This window comes from Mycolicibacterium elephantis DSM 44368 (genome assembly GCF_004014805.1).
Classification (GTDB): domain Bacteria; phylum Actinomycetota; class Actinomycetes; order Mycobacteriales; family Mycobacteriaceae; genus Mycobacterium; species Mycobacterium elephantis.
Map to the genome: position 1 here is coordinate 15,905 of NZ_ATDN01000008.1, position 23,902 is coordinate 39,806.

The 23,902-nt window shown below is 67.7% G+C and carries 27 protein-coding genes; 25 read left to right on the forward strand and 2 right to left on the reverse strand.

Features of this window, described 5'->3' with window-relative positions:
* Window positions 1-73: 73 nt before the first annotated feature.
* Window positions 74-1,051, reverse strand: a complete 978-nt coding sequence (locus MELE44368_RS07210) for an esterase family protein (protein ID WP_128107881.1) — start codon at window positions 1,049-1,051, stop codon at window positions 74-76.
* A gap of 309 nt (window positions 1,052-1,360) precedes the next feature.
* Here MELE44368_RS07210 and MELE44368_RS07215 point away from each other — a divergent pair, with 309 nt between their 5' ends.
* The 11 genes from MELE44368_RS07215 to MELE44368_RS27005 all read left to right on the forward strand — a co-directional run bounded on the left by MELE44368_RS07215 (window position 1,361) and on the right by MELE44368_RS27005 (window position 11,276).
* Window positions 1,361-1,918: a TetR/AcrR family transcriptional regulator gene (locus MELE44368_RS07215; RefSeq protein WP_128107882.1), complete on the forward strand. Its 558-nt coding sequence runs from the start codon at window positions 1,361-1,363 to the stop codon at window positions 1,916-1,918.
* Window positions 1,919-1,963: 45 nt separating this feature from the next.
* The gene (locus tag MELE44368_RS07220) at window positions 1,964-3,127 is read left to right on the forward strand and encodes an acyl-CoA dehydrogenase family protein (protein WP_128107883.1); all 1,164 of its coding nucleotides are present in this window, start codon (window positions 1,964-1,966) and stop codon (window positions 3,125-3,127) included.
* Between the two features lie 12 nt (window positions 3,128-3,139).
* Window positions 3,140-3,529 carry a nitroreductase/quinone reductase family protein gene (locus MELE44368_RS07225; RefSeq protein ID WP_128107884.1) on the forward strand — a complete coding sequence of 130 codons (390 nt, stop codon included), beginning with the start codon at window positions 3,140-3,142 and terminating at the stop codon, window positions 3,527-3,529.
* Between the two features lie 77 nt (window positions 3,530-3,606).
* Complete coding sequence (locus MELE44368_RS07230) at window positions 3,607-4,701, forward strand: homogentisate 1,2-dioxygenase (RefSeq protein ID WP_128107885.1); 1,095 nt, start codon at window positions 3,607-3,609, stop codon at window positions 4,699-4,701.
* The gene (locus tag MELE44368_RS07235; protein WP_128107886.1) at window positions 4,698-5,927 is read left to right on the forward strand and encodes an alpha/beta hydrolase family protein; all 1,230 of its coding nucleotides are present in this window, start codon (window positions 4,698-4,700) and stop codon (window positions 5,925-5,927) included. Before MELE44368_RS07230 ends, MELE44368_RS07235 begins: the two co-directional genes overlap by 4 nt.
* On the forward strand, window positions 5,924-7,129 hold the full coding sequence (locus MELE44368_RS07240) for a CaiB/BaiF CoA transferase family protein (protein ID WP_128107887.1): 1,206 nt from the start codon (window positions 5,924-5,926) through the stop codon (window positions 7,127-7,129). The genes MELE44368_RS07235 and MELE44368_RS07240 overlap by 4 nt, the downstream gene beginning before the upstream one ends.
* Window positions 7,126-8,031 carry a hydroxymethylglutaryl-CoA lyase gene (locus MELE44368_RS07245; protein ID WP_128107888.1) on the forward strand — a complete coding sequence of 302 codons (906 nt, stop codon included), beginning with the start codon at window positions 7,126-7,128 and terminating at the stop codon, window positions 8,029-8,031. Before MELE44368_RS07240 ends, MELE44368_RS07245 begins: the two co-directional genes overlap by 4 nt.
* Before the next feature lie 7 nt (window positions 8,032-8,038).
* Window positions 8,039-8,659 carry a TetR/AcrR family transcriptional regulator gene (locus tag MELE44368_RS07250; protein WP_128107889.1) on the forward strand — a complete coding sequence of 207 codons (621 nt, stop codon included), beginning with the start codon at window positions 8,039-8,041 and terminating at the stop codon, window positions 8,657-8,659.
* Between the two features lie 51 nt (window positions 8,660-8,710).
* Window positions 8,711-9,949 (forward strand): acyl-CoA dehydrogenase family protein, encoded by a 1,239-nt coding sequence (locus MELE44368_RS07255; protein ID WP_128107890.1) that lies wholly within the window; start codon window positions 8,711-8,713, stop codon window positions 9,947-9,949.
* Window positions 9,946-10,917: a phosphotransferase family protein gene (locus MELE44368_RS07260; RefSeq protein ID WP_128107891.1), complete on the forward strand. Its 972-nt coding sequence runs from the start codon at window positions 9,946-9,948 to the stop codon at window positions 10,915-10,917. The genes MELE44368_RS07255 and MELE44368_RS07260 overlap by 4 nt, the downstream gene beginning before the upstream one ends.
* Window positions 10,914-11,276, forward strand: coding sequence for a DUF6285 domain-containing protein (locus tag MELE44368_RS27005; RefSeq protein WP_128107892.1), 363 nt, complete (start codon window positions 10,914-10,916; stop codon window positions 11,274-11,276). Before MELE44368_RS07260 ends, MELE44368_RS27005 begins: the two co-directional genes overlap by 4 nt.
* 49 nt (window positions 11,277-11,325) lie before the next feature.
* On the opposite strand, the gene MELE44368_RS07270 is transcribed toward MELE44368_RS27005, so the two are convergent.
* Window positions 11,326-11,955, reverse strand: a complete 630-nt coding sequence (locus MELE44368_RS07270; protein WP_128107893.1) for a class I SAM-dependent methyltransferase — start codon at window positions 11,953-11,955, stop codon at window positions 11,326-11,328.
* 51 nt (window positions 11,956-12,006) lie between these two features.
* Between MELE44368_RS07270 and MELE44368_RS07275 the strand changes: the two genes are divergently transcribed.
* The 14 genes from MELE44368_RS07275 (at window position 12,007) to nuoK (ending at window position 23,901) form a co-directional block, all read left to right on the forward strand.
* Window positions 12,007-12,417 (forward strand): nuclear transport factor 2 family protein, encoded by a 411-nt coding sequence (locus tag MELE44368_RS07275; RefSeq protein ID WP_128107894.1) that lies wholly within the window; start codon window positions 12,007-12,009, stop codon window positions 12,415-12,417.
* Entirely contained in the window at window positions 12,414-12,947 is a 534-nt protein-coding gene (locus MELE44368_RS07280) for a YceI family protein (protein WP_046752995.1), read from the forward strand. Before MELE44368_RS07275 ends, MELE44368_RS07280 begins: the two co-directional genes overlap by 4 nt.
* Before the next feature lie 15 nt (window positions 12,948-12,962).
* Window positions 12,963-13,364: an Rv3143 family two-component system response regulator gene (locus MELE44368_RS07285; protein WP_046752994.1), complete on the forward strand. Its 402-nt coding sequence runs from the start codon at window positions 12,963-12,965 to the stop codon at window positions 13,362-13,364.
* Window positions 13,365-13,529: 165 nt separating this feature from the next.
* Entirely contained in the window at window positions 13,530-13,904 is a 375-nt protein-coding gene (locus MELE44368_RS07290; protein WP_046752993.1) for an NADH-quinone oxidoreductase subunit A, read from the forward strand.
* Window positions 13,895-14,449, forward strand: a complete 555-nt coding sequence (locus tag MELE44368_RS07295) for a NuoB/complex I 20 kDa subunit family protein (RefSeq protein WP_128107895.1) — start codon at window positions 13,895-13,897, stop codon at window positions 14,447-14,449. Before MELE44368_RS07290 ends, MELE44368_RS07295 begins: the two co-directional genes overlap by 10 nt.
* Entirely contained in the window at window positions 14,446-15,135 is a 690-nt protein-coding gene (locus MELE44368_RS07300; protein ID WP_128107896.1) for an NADH-quinone oxidoreductase subunit C, read from the forward strand. Before MELE44368_RS07295 ends, MELE44368_RS07300 begins: the two co-directional genes overlap by 4 nt.
* A complete protein-coding gene (gene nuoD, locus MELE44368_RS07305; protein WP_128107897.1) occupies window positions 15,135-16,490 on the forward strand; it encodes an NADH dehydrogenase (quinone) subunit D in 1,356 nt (451 codons plus the stop codon). The genes MELE44368_RS07300 and nuoD overlap by 1 nt, the downstream gene beginning before the upstream one ends.
* Window positions 16,487-17,353, forward strand: coding sequence for an NADH-quinone oxidoreductase subunit NuoE (nuoE, locus tag MELE44368_RS07310; RefSeq protein WP_128107898.1), 867 nt, complete (start codon window positions 16,487-16,489; stop codon window positions 17,351-17,353). The genes nuoD and nuoE overlap by 4 nt, the downstream gene beginning before the upstream one ends.
* Window positions 17,350-18,666, forward strand: a complete 1,317-nt coding sequence (gene nuoF / locus MELE44368_RS07315; RefSeq protein ID WP_128107899.1) for an NADH-quinone oxidoreductase subunit NuoF — start codon at window positions 17,350-17,352, stop codon at window positions 18,664-18,666. Before nuoE ends, nuoF begins: the two co-directional genes overlap by 4 nt.
* Complete coding sequence (locus tag MELE44368_RS07320) at window positions 18,663-21,080, forward strand: NADH-quinone oxidoreductase subunit G (RefSeq protein WP_128107900.1); 2,418 nt, start codon at window positions 18,663-18,665, stop codon at window positions 21,078-21,080. The genes nuoF and MELE44368_RS07320 overlap by 4 nt, the downstream gene beginning before the upstream one ends.
* 8 nt (window positions 21,081-21,088) lie before the next feature.
* Window positions 21,089-22,321, forward strand: a complete 1,233-nt coding sequence (gene nuoH, locus MELE44368_RS07325; protein ID WP_128107946.1) for an NADH-quinone oxidoreductase subunit NuoH — start codon at window positions 21,089-21,091, stop codon at window positions 22,319-22,321.
* Window positions 22,314-22,838 carry an NADH-quinone oxidoreductase subunit NuoI gene (gene nuoI / locus MELE44368_RS07330; RefSeq protein ID WP_046750873.1) on the forward strand — a complete coding sequence of 175 codons (525 nt, stop codon included), beginning with the start codon at window positions 22,314-22,316 and terminating at the stop codon, window positions 22,836-22,838. The genes nuoH and nuoI overlap by 8 nt, the downstream gene beginning before the upstream one ends.
* The gene (locus MELE44368_RS07335; RefSeq protein ID WP_128107901.1) at window positions 22,835-23,605 is read left to right on the forward strand and encodes an NADH-quinone oxidoreductase subunit J; all 771 of its coding nucleotides are present in this window, start codon (window positions 22,835-22,837) and stop codon (window positions 23,603-23,605) included. Before nuoI ends, MELE44368_RS07335 begins: the two co-directional genes overlap by 4 nt.
* Window positions 23,602-23,901 carry an NADH-quinone oxidoreductase subunit NuoK gene (gene nuoK / locus MELE44368_RS07340; protein ID WP_128107902.1) on the forward strand — a complete coding sequence of 100 codons (300 nt, stop codon included), beginning with the start codon at window positions 23,602-23,604 and terminating at the stop codon, window positions 23,899-23,901. Before MELE44368_RS07335 ends, nuoK begins: the two co-directional genes overlap by 4 nt.
* Window position 23,902: the final 1 nt, after the last annotated feature.

Below are 23,902 nucleotides of genomic sequence, written 5' to 3' on the forward strand. Positions count from 1 at the left end.
ACCGTCAGCGCAAAGGTCCCCGGGGCTCGGTTCAGACCGAGCGAGCCGGGGACCTTCGCGTCTTGTCGAACTGTCAGGCGGCGCCCAGGTGCTGCTGCAGGTCGGGCTTCATCTCCTGCAGCTGCTGGCTCCAGTACTCCCAGCTGTGGGTGCCGTACGGCGGGAAGTTGAAGACGCCGTTGTTGCCGCCCGCGGCGATGTAGTTGTCGCGGAACGTGATGTTGGTGCGGATCGTCAAGCCCTCGAGGAACTCGGCGGGCAGGTTGGCGCCGCCCAGCTCGTTGGGCGTGCCGTTACCGCAGTACACCCAGAGCCGGGTGCCGTTGGCGACGATCTTCGGGATCTGCAACATCGGGTCGTTGCGCTTCCAGGCGCTGTTGGGGTCTTCGGTCGGGCCCCACATGTCGTTGGCCTCGAAGCCACCCGCGTCACCCATCGCCATGTTGATCAGGAACGGCCAGCTGCCCTCCGACGGGTTCAGGAACGCCGACAGCGCCCCGGCGTAGATGAACTGGTCGGGGTGGTAGACCGAGAGGATGATCGCCGAGTTGCCCGACATCGACAGGCCCACCGCGGCGTTGCCGGTCGTCGAGATGCCCCGGTTGGCCGACAGCCACTGCGGCAGCTCGCTGGTCAGGAACGTCTCCCACTTGTAGGTCTGGCAGCCGTTGTTGCCGCAGGCCGGCCGATACCAGTCGCTGTAGAAGCTGGACTGACCGCCGACCGGCATGACGACGGCGAGGCCCGAGTCGAGGTACCACTCGAACGCCTGGGTCTCCATATCCCAGCCGTTGTAGTCGTCGCGGGCCCGCAGACCATCGAGCATGTACACCGCGTGCGGCCCGCCTGGCTGGAATTGGACCTTGATGTCGCGGCCCATCGATGGTGACGGCACCATCAGGTACTCGACCGGCAGGCCAGGCCGGGAAAACGCCTCGGCGGTGGCGGAGTTTCCGGTGAGACCCACCACGCCGGGCAGCACGGCCGCCGCCACCGCGGCCACCGCGAACCGACGGGCCCACGGGCCACGGATCTTGTCAATGAAGCTCATACTGCAATTCCATCCATTTCCGGTTTTGCCGTACACACAGCCATTCCCCCGCGATCGAAGCGATCGCCACCGACGGCGCAGCGATGTCTTCACCGCGTCGTCGTGCCCGTTCGACCGCCCCGCGGCCGTCGAACGGACCGAGAAACTTCAGTTGTCGCGTGTGCAGTAAAACATGTGACCAGCATGTGATAAAGCCCGACCGGCCGCGACGCCCGATTTCGTGCACCCGCCGGCCCCGCCGACAAGGTGTGGGCGAAGAGGCGGACGAGGCGTCGGCGGCGCCGAGTATCGGACCGTAGGCTGCGGTTCATGGCAACGGAGCGCACGCCGCGACTCTCGGTGGAGAACTGGATCGAGGCCGGCTACGCGATCCTGGCCGAAGAGGGCATCAAGGCGCTCAAGCTCGACCGATTGTGCGAGCGCGTCGGCGCCACCAAAGGCAGCTTCTACTGGCATTTCGCCGACATGGCCGGCTACCGCTCCGCGCTCATAGAGGCGTGGGGCGACCTGCGCGACGAGGATCGGCGGTTCTTTGCCGAGGCGAGCGACATGCCGCCGCGCGACCGGCTCTCGCAAATGATGACGTCGCTGGTCACGGCGCGGCACTGGACCCTGGAACGGGCCATGCGGGAGTGGGCCCGCACCGATACCGCGGTGGCCGCCAGCGTGCGCTCATCCGATCAGCGCGTGGTGGACGCGGTGCGCCAGGCGTTCCTCGACTACGGATTCGACGCCGAAGAAGCCGACCTGCGCGCCAACGCCACCTTCGCCGCCGGTATCGGGTTTCTGCACCTGTCGGGGCGTCAGCCCAGTCCTCGCGCGGCTGACCAGCGGGAACGCTTTCTCGACATCATGCTGGGCCGGTAGCGGGCCGCGCTTTCCATACAAAAAAGTATGGTAGCGTCCGGTGACATGCCTCTGACTTCGGCGGCCGACGCCATCACCAGCGAGTTCGTCACCAACCTCGCCGATCGAGCCGCCGAGGCCGAGCGGCTGCGGCGGCTGCCCGCCGAGACCGTCCGCGAGTTCACCGCCTCCGGGTTCACCGAACTTCTCGTGCCTGCGCGCTACGGCGGCGAACAGGCCGCATTTCCGTCGATCCTGGACCCGGTGCGGCGGATGGCCCACGGGTGCGCGTCGAGCGCGTGGACGATCGGTTTCTACGCCCTGCACAACTGGATGCTGGCGCTGTTCGACGAGCGCGCCCAGGAGGAGGCGTTCGCGACGCGGCCCTTCCTGGCGCCGGCCCCCCTGGCCCCCACCGGACGCGGCGTGCCCGCGCCCGGTGGTGTGCGGCTGACCGGCCGCTGGTCGTGGGCCACGGGCGTGATGGACGGCAACTGGGTCATCGTCGGCGCGTTGTGCGGACCGGACGACGCCATCTATCCCGCGCTGGCGCTGCTGCCGATCGACGCGGTGACGATCGAGGACGTCTGGCACACCGACGGCATGCGCGCCACCGGCTCCAACGACGTGGTGATCTCTGATGCGTTCGTGCCCGACCACCGCCTGGTGCGGGTGGCCGACATCTACACCGGCACCGCCCCCGGGGCGGGCCTGCACGACGCGGGCACCTACCGGTGGCCGATGGTGCCCGCGCTGGCCCTGCTGGCGGCGATGCCCGCGTTCGGCAGCGCCGAGCGCGCCGCGGAGATCTACGCCGACCGTCTTTCGGAGCGCGTGCTGGCCTACGAGGGTGTGATGCAGAAGGACAAGCCGATCGCCCAGGCCCGCCTCGCCGAGGCCGAGGTCCGGTTGCGCGCGGTGCGGGCCCTGCTGTCCGACACCGTCGGCGAGATCGAAGCCGCCGTCGCTGCCGGAGACGAGGTGCCCCGACCGGTGCGCGGGGCGGCACGACTGGCCGCCGCCCACATCGTGCACGAATCGCGGGCGGTGATCGGGCTGCTGCTGGAGGCGTCGGGCGCCAGCGCCCACTTCGTCGACAACCCGCTGCAGCGGATTCGGCGCGACGTCGACGTGATCTCCGGGCATGTGGTGTTTGACTACGACACCAGCCGAGAACTGGCCGGAGCCCTCAGACTGGGTATGAAGATTCCCAGAACCGCGATGGTGTGAGGAGAAACCCAGATGGCCGACGACGTGCGCGACCGCATTACCAAGCTCTTCCAGAAGAACGTCGCCAACCGGGTGACGCGGCTGCTGCCGTTCCAGACGCTGTTGGAGACGAAGGGACGCAAGTCGGGCCAGCCGCGCCGCACCCCGCTGGGCGGCAGTCGGGTGGGCAACGAGTTCTGGTTCGTCTCGGAGTTCGGCGAGAACTCGCAGTACATCAAGAACATCAAGGCCGACCCCCACGTGCGGGTGCGGCTGAACGGGCGCTGGCACAACGGCATTGCGCATCTGATGCCCGACGACGACCCGCACGAACGGCTCAGGTCGCTGCCGCAGTTCAACAGCATGGGCGTGCGCACGTTCGGCACCAACCTGTTGACGGTGCGGGTCGACCTCACCGACTGAGCACTGTTGACTCGGCAGCGAAAGTAAAACTAAAGTCAGTTTTAGTTTCTCGCCCGCCGTCGTCGATGGAGTTCACCGTGGAGTCGTTCGTTCACCTCCGAAAAGGCCGCACCCCCAAGCGGTTACACGCCGATCTCGACGGGCTCAAGGACGACGAACTGGGTCGCGGCGGATTCGTCGGACGCACCGCGAACATCTATCGCCGCCACGATCCCACCGCCTACCGCGCCGTCGGTCCGCTACGGCCCCTCGACGTGATGACCTCCGAACTCAAGCCCAGCGACGCCACCGACGCCGCGGGCACGCCGCTGCTGCTGTTCTCCAATCCCGACTGCCGGATATCGCTGAGCAGGCGCACCGAGCCGATGCCGTTCTTCGTCCGCCACGTCGACGGTGACCTGTTGTCCTTCGTGCATGCCGGCGCGGGGCTGCTGGAGACGGAGTTCGGGCCGCTGCGCTACCGCGTCGGCGACTGGGTCTACATCCCGAAGGCCACCACCTGGCGGCAGGTGCCCGACGAGGAGACCACCCTGCTCATGATCGAGGCCACCGACGAGTTCCGTGTGCCGCCGGCCGGGCCACTGGGTCGGCACTTCCCGTTCGACCCGTCGCAGGTGACGATCCCGGAGCCGCAGGCGATCGACGATGACGGGCGGGACGAGTACGAGGTCCGGCTCATCGACGAGGGTGGCCCGACTTCGCTGTTCTACCAACACAATCCGCTCGACGTGGAGGGCTGGCGCGGGGACAACTTCCCGTTCACGTTCAACATCGAGGACTACAACGTCATCGCCAGCGAGAGCGTGCACCTGCCGCCGACCGTGCACCTGTTCATGCAGGCGACCGGTGTTGCGGTGATGAACTTTCTGCCCCGGCCGGCCGAGACCGTGCCCGGCACCGAGCGGCCGCCGTGGTACCACCGCAACGTCGACTACGACGAGGTCTCGTTCTTCCACGGCGGCGACCTGTTCGGCATCCCGATGCCGCCGGGCCTGATCAGCCACGCGCCGCAGGGCGTGCACCACGGCGCGCCGGAGAAGGCCCGTGAACGGGCGCGGCGCAAGTTCGACGAACAGGACCGCGTCGGCTGGAAGGTGATCTCGATCGACACGACGCGGCGGCTCACCCCGTCGGCCGAGGTGCTCGCCCACGACCTGGGGCAGCACGCATGACGGCCACCACAGGGGAAGCGGTCAAGTATGACTACGACCGCATCCCGTATCTCGTTGCCTACCAGAACACTTCGGGTGTGCGCGATGTGTACGGCGGGGTGGCCGAGCTAGTGGTGCTGGAGAGCTATCTGCTCAAGCCGAAGGACAAGCCCTCAGATACCGTGCTGGTGTTCATGCACCCGATCGGCGGCGGGGCCTACCTGCCGATGATCAACGGGCTGGCGCGCGCGGGCCATCACGTCATCTACTGCAACAGCCGGTTCCGCGGCACCGACTCGGCATTGTTGATGGAGAAGGTCGTCGAGGACCTCGGCGAATGCATCAAGGACGCCAAGAACCGGTTGGGATACGCCAAGGTGGTGCTGGCCGGCTGGAGCGGCGGCGGGTCGCTGTCGGTGTTCTATCAGCAGCAGGCGCAGAACCCGACCGTGACCGCGAGCCCGTCCGGCGACGGCCCGGACCTGACCAAGCTGGGGCTGATCCCCGCCGACGGACTGATGCTGCTGGCCGCCCACATCAGCCGCCACGGCACCCTGACCGAGTGGCTGGACGCGTCGATCCTCGACGAGTCCGATCCGACCAAGCGCGATCCCGAGCTGGACCTCTACAACCCGGACAACCCCAACCAACCGCCCTACCCGCCGGAGTTCCTCGAGCGGTACCGCAAGGCGCAGATCGAGCGCAACCGCCGAATCACCAAGTGGGTCAAGCAGAAACTGGCCGAGCTCAAGGCGGCTGGGCGGCCCGACGACGAGTTCGCGTTCGTCGTGCACGGCACCATGGCCGACCCGCGCTGGCTGGACCCCGCCGTCGACCCCAACGAACGCGAGCCCGGCACCTGCTACCTGGGCGACCCGCAGGTGGTCAACAACTCCCCCGTCGGCCTGGCCCGGTTCTGCACGCTGCGCAGCTGGTTGTCGCAGTGGAGCTACGACGACGCCAACGGCGACGCGGTCAAGTGCGGACCCGACATCGCGGTGCCGACGCTGGTGATCGGCAACCTCGCCGACGACGCGTGCACACCGAGCCACACCCGCAGGCTGTTCGAGGCGATCGGGCATCATGACAAGGAGATGCACGAAATCCCAGGCGCCAACCACTACTACGCGGGCGCCGACCAGCGCGACAAGCTGCGCGAGGCGGTCGGCGTGGTCACCGACTGGCTGCACCGGCACGGGTTCTCATCGGCGGGCAAGAGCGAAGCGACTCGGGGTTCAGCACAGTGAGCGTGACGGGCCCGCTGGACGGCATCCGTGTCATCGAGGTCGGCACGCTGATCTCCGGGCCGTTCGCCGGGCGCCTGCTCGGCGACATGGGCGCCGAGGTGGTCAAGATCGAGCCGCCGGGGGCGCCGGACCCGTTGCGCACCTGGGGACAGGCCGAGCTCGACGGACACCGCTTCTTCTGGACCGTGCACGCCCGCAACAAGAAGGCGGTGACGCTGGACCTGCGCAAGGCGGCGGGCCGCGAGCTGTTCCTCGAGCTGGTGGAGCGCTCCGACATCGTCGTGGAGAACTTCCGGCCCGGCACGCTGGAGAAATGGAACCTCGGCTACGACGTGCTGCGCGAACGCAACCGCGGCGTCATCCTGGTCCGCGTCTCCGGCTACGGGCAGACCGGACCCGAGGCGCACAAGGCCGGCTACGCCTCGGTCGCCGAGGCGGCCAGCGGCCTGCGGCACATGAACGGTTTCCCGGGCGGTCCGCCCCCGCGGCTGGCGCTGTCGCTGGGTGACAGCCTGGCGGGCATGTTCGCCGCGCAGGGCGCGCTGGCCGCGCTGTACCGCCGTACGGTCACCGGCGAGGGACAGGTCGTGGACGCCGCGCTGACCGAGGCGTGCCTGGCGGTGCAGGAATCCACCATCCCCGACTACGACGTCGGCGGCGTGGTGCGCGGCCCGTCGGGAACCCGGCTGGAGGGCATCGCGCCGTCGAACATCTACCGCAGCGCCGACGGCAGCTGGGTGGTGATCGCCGCCAACCAGGACACCGTGTTCCGCAGGCTGTGCGAGGCCATGGGCCGTCCCGAGCTCGCCACCGACGAACGGTTCGCCGACCACGGGGCCCGCGGCCGCAACCAGGACGAGCTGGACAAGATCATCGGCGACTGGGCGGCCGACCGCCAGCCGCACGACATCATCGAAACCCTCAGCGCGGCAGGCGTGATCGCCGGCCCCATCAACACCGTCGCCGAGGTGGTCTCAGACCCGCAGCTGCGGGCGCGCGGCATGCTGGTCGAGCACTGGGACGAGCGGGTCGAGCGGTCCGTGCTGGGGCCCGGTGTGGTGCCGGTGCTCTCGGACACCCCGGGCACCGTGCGCAGCGCCGGCCCGGCCGTCCCCGGCCGGCACAACGACGAGATCTACCGCGGTCTGCTGGGCAAGTCGGCCGACGAACTCGACGCGCTGCGGGCGGAAGGAGTGCTGTGAGCGAGCTACCTGCACACGTCGACATCCGCGACGTCTCCCTGCGTGACGGACTGCAGATCGAAGCGCCGATCCCGTTGGAGGCCAAGCTGGAACTGCTGGCCGCGGTCGCGGCGACCGGGGTGCGCGAGATGGAGGCGACGGCGTTCGTGTCGCCGACCAAAGTGCCCGCGCTGGCCGACGCGGCCGAGCTGGCCGGCCAACTGCACAACTTTCCCGGCATCGAGTTCTCCGCGCTGGTGGCCAGCCCCAACGGCGCCAAACGCGCGATCGCCGCGGGCCTGTCGTCGATCGAGTACGTGGTGTCGGCCGCCGACGGGCACAGCCACGCCAACGTCGGGCGCAGCACCGCGGAGGCGACCGCGCTGATCCCCGAGATCGTCGCGATCGCCCACGACAGCGGGGCCTCGGTGGAGGTCATCATCGCCACGGCGTGGGACTGTCCGTTCGACGGACCGACGCCGCCGCAGCGCGTGGTCGACATCGTGACCGCGGCGACCGACGCCGGGGTCGATCGGCTCGCGATCGCCGACACCATCGGCACCACCACGCCGCGGCGCGTCAGCGAGCTCATCGACCGCATTCGTCCGTCCGTCGGTGACCGCCCCCTGGGGGCACACTTTCACAACACCCGCGGCGCCGGGCTCGCCAGCGCCTATGCCGCGGTCTGCGCCGGTGTCACCCGGCTCGACGCGTCCTCCGGCGGGCTCGGCGGCTGCCCCTTCGCGCCCGGTGCGAGCGGCAACATCGCCACCGAAGATCTCGTGTATCTGTTGCGGGACAGCGGTATTTCCGTCGACGTCGACCTGCCGGCCGCGATCACCGCCGCCGGGGTGGCGCAACGCGTTGTCGGCCATGAGCTGCCCAGCTCCCTGCTGCGCGCCGGCGACCGGAAACTGAGCTGAGGCGACCGTGCCCAGGGAACCGTCGGCGACGCTCAGCCCCAAGGGCCGCCAGACCCGTGAGGCCATCGAGCTGGCGGCCCGAAAGTTGTTCGCCGAACGCGGCTTTCACGGCACCACGCTGAGCGATATCACGTCGGCGGCAGGCAAGTCACCCGCGGCGTTCTACCGGTACTTCGCCGACAAGGAAGACCTGTTGGCCACGTTGGCTGAGTCCTTCCTCCACGATGTGGTCGCCCCTTCGGGTTCCACTCTGGCGCTGCCCGAGTCGCCGGACGACGACGCGTTCTTCCGCTCGGTGGTCACGGGCTACTGGAACATGTTCAAGCAGAACATCGGCATCATGATCGCGGTCGCCCAACTCGCCGCCACCCAGCCGCGGTTCGCCCACGTGCAGAACGAGTTTCGCCGCCTCGGCATGGACGTCGTCGCCGCCTCCGTGCGCCGCGCCCAAGAGCAGGGTTACGGCACCGACCTCAACCCCGAACACACCGCGGCGGCGATCGCGCTGCTGTTCGAGAACTTCACCACGGTCTTCGTCGGCACGTCCGGCCTGGACCTCGAGATCGGTGACGAGGATGCCATCGCGACCCTGTCCAAGATCTGGAAGAAGACGTTGTATGGCTCCTAGCCGCGCCCGGGTGGACAACCGCGCTCGGCGACCTAGTTGAAAGGAATCAGTGTGGATTTCGCCCTCCCCGACCACTTGCAGACGCTGCTCGCCGAGATGGACGCATTCATCGAGGCCGAGATCAAGCCGCTGGAACGCGAGCACATCCAGTATTTCGACCATCGCCGCGAGCATGCGCGCACCGACTGGGACAACGGCGGCATCCCCAGGCGTGAGTGGGAGGACCTGCTCTCCGAGATGCGTCGCCGCGCCGACAAGGCGGGCTGGCTGCGTTACGGCCTGCCGTCGCGGTTCGGTGGGCGCGACGGCTCCAACCTCGACATGGCGGTCATCCGGGAACACCTGGCGCACAAGGGGCTTGGGCTGCACAACGATCTGCAGGACGAGTCGTCGATTGTCGGGAACTTCCCGCAGGTCATCATGATGGACCGGTTCGGCACCGAGGACCAGAAGAAGGAGTGGACCGAGGCGCTGATCACCGGTGAGCGGTCGATGGCGTTCGGCCTCACCGAGCCGAACCACGGCTCCGACGCCACCTGGCTGGAGACCCGCGCGGTCCGCGACGGCGACAGCTGGGTCATCAACGGCGCCAAGCGGTTCAACACCGGCGTGCACCGTGCCACCCACGATCTGGTCTTCGCGCGCACGTCGGGGGAAGACGGTCAGGCGCGCGGTATCACGGCGTTTCTCGTATCGACGGACACGCCGGGATTCACCGTGCCGTACTACTGGTGGACGTTCAACATGCCGACCGACCACGGCGAGGTCGAGCTCAAGGACGTACGCGTGCCTGCCGACGCCATCCTCGGCGAAGTCGACCGGGGACTCGAGGTCGGCCAGACCTTTTTGCACGAGAACAGGATTCGCCAAGCCGCCAGCAGCCTGGGCGCCGCGCAGTACTGCATCGACCGCGCGGTGGCCTACGCGAACGAGCGCTCGGTGTTCGGCAAGCCGCTCTCGGTGAATCAGGCGGTGCAATGGCCACTGGTCGAACTGCAGACCGAGGCGCAGATGGTGCGGCTGCTGGTCCGCTACGCCGCCACGGAGTTGGACCGCAACCATCACATGGAGGTGTCCGACAAGGTGTCGATGGCCAACTACCGCGCCAACCGGCTGGTGTGCGAGGCCGCCGACCGCGCGATGCAGGTGTTCGGCGGAGTCGGTTACAGCCGGCACGAGCCGTTCGAGCACATCTACCGCCATCATCGCCGCTACCGCATCACCGAGGGCGCCGAGGAGATTCAGATCAGGCGGGTGGCGCAGCGGATGTTCGGATTCGGTAAGCGTTGAGCGAGAAGCTGACCGCCGCGCTGGCCGAGGTGCTCGAGCCGGTGCTCGGCGCGGGCGTCGTCGTGGAGAACCTGCGCAGGCTCACCGGCGGTGCCAGCCGCACCACGTGGGCGTTCGACGCGGTCACCGACGCCCGGTCGGCGCTCATCCTGCGCACCGGCCCACCCGACGACGTGCACGCCAGCATGGAGCTGGAGGCCACCGTGCAACAGCGCGCGGCGGCCGCAGGCGCACCTGTCCCCCGCATCCTTGCCGCCGACAGTTCACCTGCGGCGCTGGGAAATCCGTATCTGATCTGCGACGCGATCGCCGGTGAGACGCTGGTGCGCAGGATTCACCGCGCGCTCGACGACGCCGGCCGCAGCCGGTTGTTACAGCAGTGTGCGCGGGCGTTGGCCGCGATCCACCGCGCCGACCACGAAGGCGTCGGCCTGACCGCCGCCGACCAACTCGCCGAGTGGCGCGACCGGCTCGACGAGATGGGCGACACCACCGCCCCGTTCGAGTGGGCGTTTCGCCGGCTGCAGGCGCACCGTCCGCCGCCGTCGCCCCAGGTCCTGGTGCACGGCGACTTCCGGATGGGCAATCTCATCGTCGACGACGACGGTCTGGCGGCGGTGCTGGACTGGGAGCTGGTGCACCTCGGCGAGGTGTACGAGGACCTCGCGTGGTTCTGCATCCGGGCGTGGCGTTTCGGCGCCCCTGAAGAGCGTGGCGCGGGTGGGCTCGGCAGCGTGGAGACGTTCCTGGCCGCATACGAGGCCGCGGCCGACATCACGCTGGACCGCGACGTGTTCCGGTGGTGGCTGACCGTCGCGACGTTGCGCTGGGGGGTGATCTGCCGGTACCAGGCCGAGCGGCACCTGTCCGGCCAGACCAGGTCGGTGGAGCTGGCCGCGATCGGTCGCCGGGTCAGCGAAACCGAATGGGATGTACTGGATCTGCTGGCCGGAGGTGGTCCCAGATGACCGGCTACCACGGGCGGCCCACCGCAGCCGAACTCGTCGCGGCGGTGGCCGAGTTCCTCGAGAACGACGTGCGGGCCGCGACGGCGCCGACCGAGCACACCGCCGACGCCGCGCAGGTCAACTTCCACGCCCGCGTCGCCGCCAACGTGCTGCGCATCGTCGAACGCGAACTGCTCGACGAGACGGCCACCGAAGTCGGCGAGGCGCTCACGAGGCTGGGGTATCGCGACGAGCGCGAGCTGGCGGCCGCGATCCGCGCCGGCGAGCTCGACGACCGGCCCGACGAGGTGCTGTCGGCGCTGCGCACCGTGGTGCGTCATCGGCTGGCGATCGACCACCCCGGCTACGCCGACGGGTGATTTGTGTGCGTTCAGGCGCGGTGAGCGCGCGTAAACGCACACAAATCGCTCAGAGCCGACGCGCCCGAACCAGCCAGGCCGGCTCGTCGACCCGGGTGCCGACCGGCAGGCCGATCGCCTCGGCGTGCGCCTCCTGCACGACGCCGCGATACGTCGTCTCCTCCAGCGCTTCGAGCGTCCATCCGGCACCGAACGACTCCCGGATCTCGCGCTCGCTGACCTGCGGGCCGAACCCGCGGCCCTTGTCGGACAACGCCAGCACATGGACCAGCCCGCCCGGCAGACACACCGAATACACGCTGCGCACATACCGCGGGCGGTCGGTGTCGTCGAAGATGTGGAACAGCGCGCTGTCGAGGACGGTGTCGTAGACCGGTTCGGTGCCCAGCGCCATCGCGTCGGCGACCTCGAACCGGGCCTCGACCCCGCGCGCCGACGCGTTCTCGCGGGCCTGTGCGATCGCGTGCGGCGAGTAGTCCACGCCCACCACGTCATAGCCCAGGCGCGACAGCAAGATCGTGTGCTCGCCGGTGCCGCAGCCGACGTCGAGCACCTTGCCGCGGATCAGGCCGGCCCGCTCCAGCTCGACGACCGCCGGCTGGGGCTCGCCGATCACCCACGGCGCGGTCCGGGACTTGTAGATGTCTTCGAATAGGGACAAGGTTGGTGTCGTATCCATGCAGCCGAGTGTTCTACCTCAACGGAACTTGAGGTCAAGAGAGGACCGGGTATGACCGTCGCCTCCGGCGTGATCTCCGCCGTCGCTGATCGCCTGTTCGCCGCCATCGAGAAGGGCGACATCGCCACTGTGGAGCGGCTGTGGAGCGATGACGTGGTGGTCTGGAAGGTTGCCGACCGCGACCGGGACAAAGACCGGGCGCTGCGGGTCATCACCTGGTTCATGGACACCACGACGGACCGTCGCTACGAGATCCTCGAGCGCACGCTGTTCGACGGTGGGTTCGTGCAGCAGCACGTCCTGCACGCCGACGGCCGCAACGGGAAGTCGATCGCCATGCGCGTCTGCATCGTGGTCAAGGTGAACGCCGACGGGCTGATCGACCGGATCGACGAGTACTTCGACCCGGCGGAGATCACCCCGCTGCTGAACCCCTCGCAAACCTCGGAGAAGGTGACATGACAGACGTTTCGGAGTTTCTCAACGACCCGGCGTCGCTCGGCGAATGGCGCCTGGTGCCCGACAAGTCCACCGTCGCGGTCAACGTCAAGTCGATGTGGGGACTGGTGCCCGTCAAGGGCCGGTTCACCGAGCTGAGCGGTGAAGCGCAACTCACCGGCGGGCCAACGGTTTTCGGTCGCGTCGTCATCAAGGCCGCGTCGCTGCGCACCGGGATCGGCAGGCGGGACAGGCATCTGCACTCGGCCGACTTCTTCGACGCGGAGAAGTTCCCCGACATCACCGTGGAGGTCAACGGGCTGACCGCGACCAGGGCCGACACCGTCGAGCTGGCGGGCCAGCTGACGATCAAAGGCACCTCCAAGCCGCTGCCGCTGACCGCACAGGTCGCGGTGTTCGACGACGGGACGGCGCGGCTGGTCACCGAGTCCCGCGTCGATCGCCAGGAGTTCGGCGTCGACGGCAATCTGCTGGGCATGATCGTTGACATGGCGACGATCTCGGGCGACATCGTGTTCCGGCGCGTGCGCTAGCCGTACCATCGGCGCATGGTCGAGTCATCGCGTCCGTTGCGGATCCTGGTTTACAGCGACAATCCTCGGGTCAGGGAGCAGGTCAAGCTGGCACTCGGCAAGCGGGTACACCCCGACCTGCCCGAGTTGACCTACGTCGAGGTGGCCACCGGCCCGATGGTGATCCGGCACATGGACCAGGGTGGGTTCGACCTCGTGATCCTGGACGGGGAGGCCGCCCCGGTCGGCGGCATGGGAATCGCCAAGCAGCTCAAGGACGAGATCGACGACTGCCCACCGATCCTGGTGCTGACTGGGCGCGCCGACGACGCCTGGCTGGCCCGGTGGTCGCGCGCGGAGGCCGCGGTTCCCCACCCGATCGATCCGATCCGCTTGGGCGACGCCGTGGTGTCGCTGCTGCGCACCCCGGTGCCGTAGCTCGAAATGCCGAAATATCCTGTCTCGCTTGCCGATTCAGGGCACGACGGCATAGCCAGACACGGCCAATAGCGATACTAACCAAAACGCGTGGCACCGATCGCAAAGCCCGCTAGGGTGTGGGTAAGCTCACATCGACAGCCCACGAGGGAGCGAATTCGCGGTATGGATTTGTACACGCCGATCCTGGTGCTTGGCGCCATAGCGGCTGCGTTCGCGGTCGGCTCGGTAGGCATCGCTTTGGCGGTCGGCCCCCGGCGCTACAACCGGTCGAAACTCGAGGCCTACGAGTGCGGCATCGAGCCGCTGCCGCCGGAGGACCTGTCACGTCACGGCATCGGTCAGCGGTTTCCGATCAAGTACTACCTGACCGCGATGCTGTTCATCATCTTCGACATCGAGATCGTGTTCCTGTACCCGTGGGCGGTGGCGTTCGACAGCCTGGGGCTGTTTGCACTGGTGGAGATGCTTCTGTTCATGGCGACGGTGTTCGTGGCCTACGCCTACGTGTGGCGGCGAGGAGGCCTGACATGGGACTAGAGGAAAAGCTGCCCTCCGGGATCCTGCTGTCCACCGTTGAGACGGTGGCCGGCTACATCCGCAAGGGCTCGTTGTGGCCCGCGACCTTCGGCCTGGCCTGCTGCGCCATCGAGATGATGGCCACGGCGGGCCCGCGGTTCGACATCTCGAGGTTCGGCATGGAGCGGTTCTCCGCGACACCGCGCCAGGCCGATCTGATGATCGTCGCAGGTCGGGTCAGCCAGAAGATGGCTCCGGTGCTGCGCCAGATCTACGACCAGATGGTCGAGCCGAAGTGGGTGCTGGCGATGGGGGTGTGTGCGTCGTCGGGCGGGATGTTCAATAACTACGCGATCGTGCAGGGCGTCGACCACGTCGTCCCGGTCGACATCTACCTTCCCGGTTGCCCGCCGCGGCCCGAGATGTTGCTGCACGCGATCCTCAAGCTGCACGACAAGATTCAGGAGATGCCGCTCGGCGTGAACCGCGAGGAAGCGATTCGCGAAGCCGAGCGGGCGGCGCTGGCAGTCCCCCCGACCATCGAGCTCAAAGGTTTGCTGCGGTGAGCGAGAACAATAACGGCACCCCGGCAGACGAGCCCGAGGTCATCGCTGTGCGCCGCGGCATGTTCGGCGTGCGGGACACCGGCGACACGTCGGGCTACGGGCGCCTGATCCGGCCGGTCGCCCTGCCGGGCAGCTCGCCTCGCCCGTACGGCGGGTATTTCGACGACGTCGTCGACAAGCTGCACGCCGCGCTGGGCGAGGACACCTACGCGGAGTCGATCGAGCGGGTGGTGGTGTACCGCGAGCAACTGACGCTGGAGGTGTTCCGCGGCCAGCTACCCGTGGTGGCGCAGACGTTGCGCGACGACCCCGGACTGCGCTTCGAGCTGTGCCTCGGCGTCAGCGGGGTGCACTACCCCGACGACGCCGGCCGCGAACTGCACGCCTTCTATCCGCTGATGTCGATCAGACACAACCGGCGGATTCACCTGGAGGTCGCCGCACCGGACGCCGATCCGCACATCCCGTCGCTCTTCGGCGTGTACCCGACCGTGGACTGGCACGAACGCGAGACCTACGACTTCTTCGGGATCATCTTCGATGGCCATCCGTCGTTGACCCGCATCGAGATGCCCGACGACTGGGTCGGGCACCCGCAACGCAAGGACTACCCGTTGGGCGGCATTCCGGTGGAGTTCCACGGCGCCGAGATCCCGCCGCCCGATCAGCGGAGGGCCTACAACTGATGAGCGCAGCCCCCACCCCGCCCGAGCAGGGCGGTGCTAACTCCTCGGGCGCATCCGAGGACGGACCGGTTGTCGTTGTCGGCGGCCAGGATTGGGACCAGGTCGTGCAGGCCGCCCGAGAGGCGGCGACCCACGCCGACGAGCGGATCGTCGTCAACATGGGGCCGCAGCACCCCTCCACGCACGGCGTGCTGCGGCTCATCCTCGAGATCGAGGGTGAGACGATCGTTCAGGCCCGCTGCGGAATCGGCTATCTGCACACCGGGATCGAGAAGAACCTGGAGTTCCGCAACTGGACGCAGGGGGTCACTTTCGTGACCCGGATGGATTATCTCTCACCGTTTTTCAACGAGACCGCATACTGCCTCGCCGTCGAGAAGCTGCTCGGTGTCACCGATGAGATCCCGGAGCGGGCCAGCGTCATCCGGGTGATGATGATGGAGCTCAACCGGATCTCCTCGCATCTGGTCGCGTTGGCGACCGGCGGTATGGAACTCGGCGCGATGAGCGCGATGTTCTACGGCTTCCGCGAACGCGAGTTGGTGCTGAACGTTTTCGAGGCCGTCAGCGGGTTGCGGATGAACCACGCCTACATCCGTCCCGGAGGGGTCGCCATGGACCTTCCGGACGACGCCATCCCCCAGATCCGCGATCTGCTCAAGCTGATGCCGAAACGGCTGAAGGACCTCGAAGACCTGCTCAACGAGAACTACATCTGGAAGGCCCGCACGCAGGGCATCGGCTACCTGGATCTGACCGGGTGCATGGCGCTCGGCATCACCGGACCCTGCCTGCGGTCCACCGGTCTGCCCCACGATCTGCGAAAGGCCCAACCCTATTGCGGTTATGAGAATTACGAGTTCGACGTCATCACCGACGAGGGTTGCGACTCCTACGGTCGCTATCTGATCAGGGTCAACGAGATGCACGAGTCGCTGAAGATCGTCGAACAGTGCCTGGACAAGCTCGAGCCGGGCCCGGTGATGTTGCAGGACAAGAAGCTGGCATGGCCGGCCGACCTGAAGGTCGGTCCCGACGGGCTCGGCAACTCGCCCGAGCACATCGGAAGAATCATGGGGCATTCGATGGAGGGGCTGATCCACCACTTCAAGCTCGTCACCGAAGGGATCCGCGTCCCGCCGGGCCAGGTGTACTCGGCCATCGAGTCGCCCCGCGGCGAGCTCGGAGTTCACATGGTGTCCGACGGCGGCACCCGCCCCTACCGGGTGCACTACCGCGACCCGTCGTTCAACAACCTGCAGGCCGTCGCCGCGATGTGCGAGGGCGGCATGGTCGCCGACTTGATCACCGCGGTGGCATCGATCGACCCGGTGATGGGCGGGGTGGACCGATGAGCATCTTCTTCGAGCTGGGTCAGCGCCCCGACGAACCCGGCCCACCGATAAGCGGCCCCGCGTCATATCCGGAAGACGTCACCGCCCGGCTTTCCACCGATGCCGAGAAGATCATCGCGCGTTATCCGCACCCGCGCTCGGCCCTGCTGCCGCTGCTGCACCTGGTGCAGTCCGAGGACGGCTGCCTGACCAACGCGGGTATCGCGTTCTGCGCCAAGCAGTTAGGGCTGACCAACGCCGAAGTCACCGCGGTGGCCACGTTTTACACGATGTATCGGCGCACCCCGACCGGCGACTATCTGGTCGGGGTATGCACCAACACGTTGTGCGCGATCATGGGCGGCGACGCGATTCTGGACTCGCTGCAGGACCATCTGGGCGTCCACGCGGGCGGGACGACCGAAGACGGCCGCGTCACGCTGGAGCACATCGAGTGCAACGCCGCATGCGATTACGCGCCGGTCGTGATGGTCAATTGGGAGTTCTTCGACAACCAGACACCGGCTTCGGCGCGCGAACTGGTGGACGGGTTGCGTGCGGGCAATCCGCCGCAGCCCACCCGCGGCGCACCGCTGTGCACGTTCCGCGAGACCGCGCGCACGCTGGCGGGCCTTCCCGATCCACGCTCCGGCGGCGACCGGATCGGTGACGCCACCCTCGCGGGTCTGCGGGTGGCGCGCGAGCGCGGCATGACGGCTCCGGACCCCGATGCCGCGGTGGGATCCGACGGCGGCGCGCCCGACGACCAGAAGGCCGCGGCGGAAGCGACGCAGGACGCCCCGGCGCCTGCGCCGTCGGCCACGGTGCCACCCGAGCCGAACACCGCTGAAACCAACCCAGACGCAACGGATTCGCATACATGACCGCACTGACACCCGTACTCAGCAGGTTCTGGGACGAACCGGAGCCGTGGTCCATGGACACCTATCGGCGGCACGGTGGGTACCGTGCGCTCGAGAAGGCATTGGCCATGTCTCCCGACGACGTCATCGCGCTCGTGAAGGATTCCGGTCTGCGGGGCCGCGGCGGTGCGGGGTTCCCGACCGGCACCAAATGGTCGTTCATTCCGCAGGACGACACCGGCGCCGGCGCAAAGCCCCACTACCTCGTCGTCAACGCCGACGAGTCGGAACCCGGTACCTGCAAAGACATTCCACTGATGCTGACGACGCCGCACTTCCTGATCGAAGGCGCGATCATCGCCGCGTACGCCATTCGGGCACGTCATGCGTTCATCTATCTGCGCGGCGAGGTGGCCCCCGTGCTGCGGCGGCTCAACGCCGCGGTGGCCGAGGCGTATGAGGCGGGCTTCCTCGGCGAGAACATCGCGGGCTCCGGGTTCGACTTGGACCTGATCGTGCACGCGGGCGCAGGCGCCTACATCTGCGGTGAGGAGACCGCGCTGTTGGACTCGTTGGAAGGCCGACGCGGCCAGCCCCGGCTGCGTCCGCCGTTTCCCGCCGTCGCCGGGCTGTACTCCTGTCCGACGGTGGTCAACAATGTCGAGTCGATCGCCAGCGTGCCGCCGATCGTGCTCAACGGGGTGGACTGGTTCCGGTCGATGGGCACGGAGAAATCTCCTGGCTTCACGCTGTATTCGCTGTCCGGGCACGTCGCCAGGCCCGGACAGTACGAAGCGCCGCTCGGCATCACGCTGCGTGAACTTCTGGACTACGCCGGCGGCATCCGCGGGGGCCACAAGCTGAAGTTCTGGACGCCGGGCGGTTCGTCGACGCCGCTGCTGACCGACGAACACCTCGACGTGCCACTGGATTACGAGGGCATGGCCGGCGTCGGCACCATGCTCGGCACCAAGGCGCTGCAGATCTTCGACGAGACCACGTGCGTGGTACGGGCGGTTCGTCGTTGGAGCGACTTCTACGCGCATGAATCGTGCGGTAAGTGCACCCCGTGCCGGGAGGGCACGTATTGGTACATCCAGATCTTCGAGCGCCTCGAGACAGGTGCCGGCACGGCGGCTGACCTCGACAAGCTTCTCGATATCTCCGACAACATCCTCGGGCGGGCGTTCTGCGCGTTGGGCGACGGTGCGACGGCCCCCGTCATGTCCTCGATTCAGTACTTCCGCGACGAGTACATCGCTCATCTCGACGGTGGCTGCCCGTTCGATCCGCACGCCTCGACGTTGATGGCCACCGAGGGGGTGGGAGCATGACCATTCCGGCGAGCAGGCGCGAGGATCCCCAGAACAGGCCGGCCGACGCCGAGCCACCGGTCGAAATGGTGACTCTCACCATCGACGACGTCGAGGTCAGCGTTCCGAAGGGCACCTTGGTGATTCGGGCCGCCGAGTTGATCGGCGTGGAGATTCCGCGGTTCTGCGATCACCCGCTTCTCGACCCGGTCGGTGCGTGCAGGCAGTGCCTGGTCGAGGTCGAGGGGCAGCGCAAGCCGATGGCGTCGTGCACGATCACCTGCACACCCGACATGGTGGTCCGCACCCAGTTCACCTCCGAGATCGCCGACAAGGCGCAGGAGGGAATCATGGAGTTCCTGCTGATCAACCATCCCCTGGACTGTCCGGTGTGCGACAAGGGCGGCGAATGCCCACTGCAGAACCAGGCCATGTCGGCCGGCCGCCCCGAAACCCGGTTCGAGGATGTCAAGCGGACCTTCCCCAAGCCGATCAACGTCTCCTCGCAGGTGCTGTTGGACCGCGAGCGTTGCGTGATGTGTGCGCGCTGCACCCGGTTCTCCGATCAGATCGCCGGCGACCCGTTCATCGATCTGCTGGAACGTGGTGCGCTGCAACAGGTGGGCATCGCACCGGGCGAGCCGTTCGAATCGTATTTCTCCGGCAACACCGTCCAGATCTGCCCCGTCGGCGCGCTCACCGGCGCGGCGTACCGGTTCCGGGCCCGGCCGTTCGACCTGGTGTCCAGTCCCAGCGTGTGCGAGCACTGCGCGTCCGGATGTGCCCAGCGCACCGATCACCGGCGTGGAAAAGTGATGCGCCGCTTGGCCGGTGACGATCCTCAGGTCAACGAGGAATGGAACTGCGACAAGGGGCGCTGGGCCTTCACCTACGCCACCCAGGGCGACCGCATCACCAGCCCGCTGATCCGCGGCGAGGACGGCGAGCTGCGGCCGGCCTCCTGGGCGGAGTCGCTCGCGGTGGCCGGTGCCCGCCTGGCGAAGGCCAACGGCCGCACGGGCCTGCTCGTAGGCGGCAGGGTGTCGGTGGAGGATGCCTACGCCTACGCCAAATTCGCCCGGATCGCGCTGGACACCAACGACATCGACTTCCGCGCCCGCCCACACAGCACCGAGGAAACCGAGTTCATCGCCAGCCACGTCGCAGGGCATCCGATGACGGTCACCTACACCGACCTGGAGAACGCGCCCGCGGTGCTGCTGGCCGGCTTCGAACCCGAAGAGGAATCGCCGATCGTCTTCCTGCGGCTGCGAAAGGCCGTCCGTAAGAAGGGGCTGCGGGTGATCTCCGTCGCCCCGTTCGCCACCCGCGCCCTGACCAAGCTGCGCGGACGTCTCGTCAGAGCGGCGCCGGGCGGCGAGGCGGTCGCACTCGACGGCCTGGCGGGCGACGAACAGCTGACGCTGCCGGGGGCGATCATCCTCGCCGGCGAGCGGCTGGCCACCTCGCCCGGCGCCCTTTCGGCCGTAAGCAGACTGGCGGCGCAGACCGGTGCCCGCCTGGCGTGGGTACCACGGCGTGCCGGCGAGCGGGGCGCCGCCGAGGCCGGTGCGCTGCCGAACCTGTTGCCCGGTGGACGACCGGTCGACGATGCGACCGCGCGTGCGGAGACCGCGGAGGTCTGGCATGTCGACGAGTTACCGAGCGCACCGGGGCGTGACACCTCGGCGATACTCGACGCGGCCCGCAGCGGAGACTTGGACGCCCTGCTGATCGGCGGCGTGGAACTCGCCGACCTCCCGGACCCCGATGCCGCGCTGGCCGCTCTCGAAGCCGCCCCGTTCGTGGTGAGCCTCGAGCTTCGGGAAAGCGCGGTCACCGCGGTCGCCGACGTGGTCTTCCCCGTCGCACCCGTGGTGGAAAAGGCCGGCTCGTACATGAACTGGGAGGGACGGCTGCGCCCGTTCGAGCCGTCGTTGGAAACCAACGCGATCCCCGACTCCCGGGTGCTGAACTACCTGGCCGACGAACTCGGGGTCGCGTTGAACATGTCGAACCCGTCGGACGGCCGCGACGAGATGGTGCGGCTGGGGATCTGGGCGGGACCGCGCCCTGCCGCGCCGCAGGTGGCTGCCGCGGCGCCGACCGTGCCCGGCACCGGTCAGGCCGTGTTGGCGAGCTGGCGCATGCTGCTCGACGCCGGACGACTGCAGGACGGCGAACCACACCTGGCCGGCACCGCCCGAAAGCCGGTCGCGCGGCTGTCGGCGGCGACGGCCGCCGAGATCGGGGTCGGTGAAGGCGATTTGGTGACGGTTCGCACCGAACGCGGGGCCATCACGCTGCCGCTGGCGATCACCGACATGGACGACCGCGTGGTCTGGCTGCCGTTGAACTCGGCGGGCTCCGCGGTGCACCAGAGCCTGGGGGTGACGGCGGGAACCGTCGTCTCGATAGAACGGGCTGCATCATGACGCCTGCAATGAACCATCCGGATCCGGCACTGTTCGGAAACGACCCGTGGTGGCTGATCGTCGTCAAGGCGGTCGCGATCTTCGCATTCCTGATGTTGACCGTCCTCGCGGCGATCCTCATCGAACGGAAGCTGTTGGGCCGCATGCAGATGCGGTTCGGCCCGAATCGCGTGGGGCCACGCGGACTGCTGCAGTCGCTGGTCGACGGCGTCAAGTTGGCGCTCAAAGAAGGCCTGATCCCCGCCGGCGCAGACAAGTTCATCTACTTGGCGGCACCGGTGATCGCAGCGGTCCCGGCGTTCATCGCGTTCGCGGTGATCCCGATGGGCGGCGAAGTGTCGATCTTCGGGCACCGCACAGCGCTTCAGCTCACGGACATGCCCGTTGCGGTGCTCTACATCCTCGCCGCCACCTCGATCGGTGTGTACGGGATCGTGTTGGCCGGGTGGGCGTCCGGTTCCACCTACCCGTTGCTGGGCGGCCTGCGTTCCACCGCGCAGGTGATCTCGTACGAGATCGCGATGGGGCTGTCCTTCGTCGCGGTGTTCATCTACGCGGGCACGATGTCGACCTCGGGCATCATCGCCGCCCAGGACGGGACCTGGTTCATCTTCCTGCTGCTGCCGTCGTTCGTCATCTATGTGACGTCGATGGTCGGTGAGACCAACCGAGCGCCCTTCGACCTGCCCGAGGCCGAGGGTGAGTTGGTCGGCGGATTCCACACCGAGTACTCGTCGATCAAGTTCGCGATGTTCATGCTCGCCGAGTACGTCAACATGACGACCGTGTCGGCGTTGGCCACCACCCTGTTCCTCGGCGGCTGGCACGCACCCTGGCCGATCAACATGTGGGACGGCGCCAACACCGGCTGGTGGCCGCTGCTGTGGTTCACCCTCAAGGTGTGGGGTTTCTTGTTCCTGTACTTCTGGTTGCGCGCCACCCTGCCGCGGATGCGCTACGACCAGTTCATGGCGATGGGCTGGAAGGTGCTCATCCCCATCTCGCTGGCATGGATCATGATCGTCGCCGTCGCCCGCGGACTGCGCAACCAGGGCGTCGACGAGATGGCGACGGTGCTGTTCTCCGCAGGCGCGATCATCGCGCTGCTGATCCTCGTCGTGCTGTGGAGGTCCGCGCGCGGCAAGGAAACTCGCAAACCGCCCAGACAGAAGCGGGATCCGGAAGTCTTCCCCGTCCCGCCGCTACCGACCGCAACGACCAAGGAGCGAGCCGATGCGTAAGTTCTTCGACGCGATAGCGGGTTTCGCGGTCACGTTCGGGACGATGTTCAAGAAGCCCGTCACCGAGGAGTACCCGGAGAAGCCGGGCCCGGTCGCTCCCCGCTATCACGGCAGACATCAACTCAACCGCTACCCCGACGGGCTGGAGAAGTGCATCGGCTGCGAACTGTGCGCATGGGCCTGCCCGGCCGACGCCATCTACGTCGAGGGCGCCGACAACACCGAGGAGGAACGGTACTCGCCGGGCGAACGGTACGGCCGCGTCTATCAGATCAACTACCTGCGCTGCATCGGCTGCGGGTTGTGCGTCGAGGCCTGCCCCACCCGCGCGCTGACCATGACCAACCACTACGAGATGGCCGACGACAACCGCACCGACCTGATCTACGGCAAGGACAAGCTGCTGGCTCCGCTCGAGCCCGGCATGCTGCCCCCGCCTCACCCGATGGCCGAGGGCAGCACCGATGAGGACTACTACCTCGGAAACATCAAGCCCGTCACCGAGGACATCCGATGACGCTCGAGTGGGTGGCCGCGATGGCCGCCGAGACCGCCGGCCACACGACCACCCCGGAGGCGGTGCTGTTCTGGGTGCTCGGCGCTGTGGCGTTGATCGGCGCCCTTGGCGTGGTGATCGCGCCCAAAGCGGTGTACTCCGCGATGTTTCTGGCCATGACGATGATCGTGCTGGCGGTGTTCTACATCGCCCAGGGGGCACTGTTCCTCGGCGTCGTTCAAGTGGTGGTCTACACCGGCGCGGTGATGATGCTGTTCCTGTTCGTGATGATGCTGATCGGTGTCGACTCCTCGGAGTCCCTGGTGGAAACCATTCGCGGACAACGCGTCGCCGCGATCGTGTTCGGCGTCGGCTTCGGCATCCTGATGATCGCCGGAATCGGAAACGTCTCGGCCGGCGGGTTCGTCGGGTTGGGGCAGGCCAATGCCGGCGGCAACGTCGAGGGGCTGGCGGCGTTGATCTTCATCCGCTACCTGTGGGCGTTCGAACTGACCAGCGCGCTGCTCATCACCGCCGCCCTGGGCGCCATGGTGCTGGCGCACCGGGAACGGTTCGCGCGCCGCAAGACTCAGCGCGAACTCGCCGAAGAGCGGTTCAAGCCGGGCCGTTACCCGACCACGCTGCCCAATCCCGGTGTCTACGCGCGCTATAACGCCGTCGACGTCGCCGCACGCCTGCCCGACGGGTCCGATTCCGAACTGTCGGTCAGCCCGATCCTGAAGAAGCGGTCCGTCACCTCGGTCAACGGCGGGAACAGCAACCCATGAACCCAGACAACTACCTGTACCTGTCGGCGCTGTTGTTCACGATCGGCGCCAGCGGAGTGCTGCTGCGCCGCAACGCCATCGTCATGTTCATGTCCGTCGAGTTGATGCTCAACGCCGCGAACCTGGCTCTGGTCGCGTTCTCGCGTATGCACGGCCAACTGGACGGCCAGGTGGTGGCGTTCTTCACCATGGTCGTCGCCGCATGCGAAGTGGTGGTTGGCCTCGCGATCATCATGACCATCTTCCGCACGCGCCGCTCGGCTTCCGTCGACGACGCCAATCTGCTGAAACACTAAG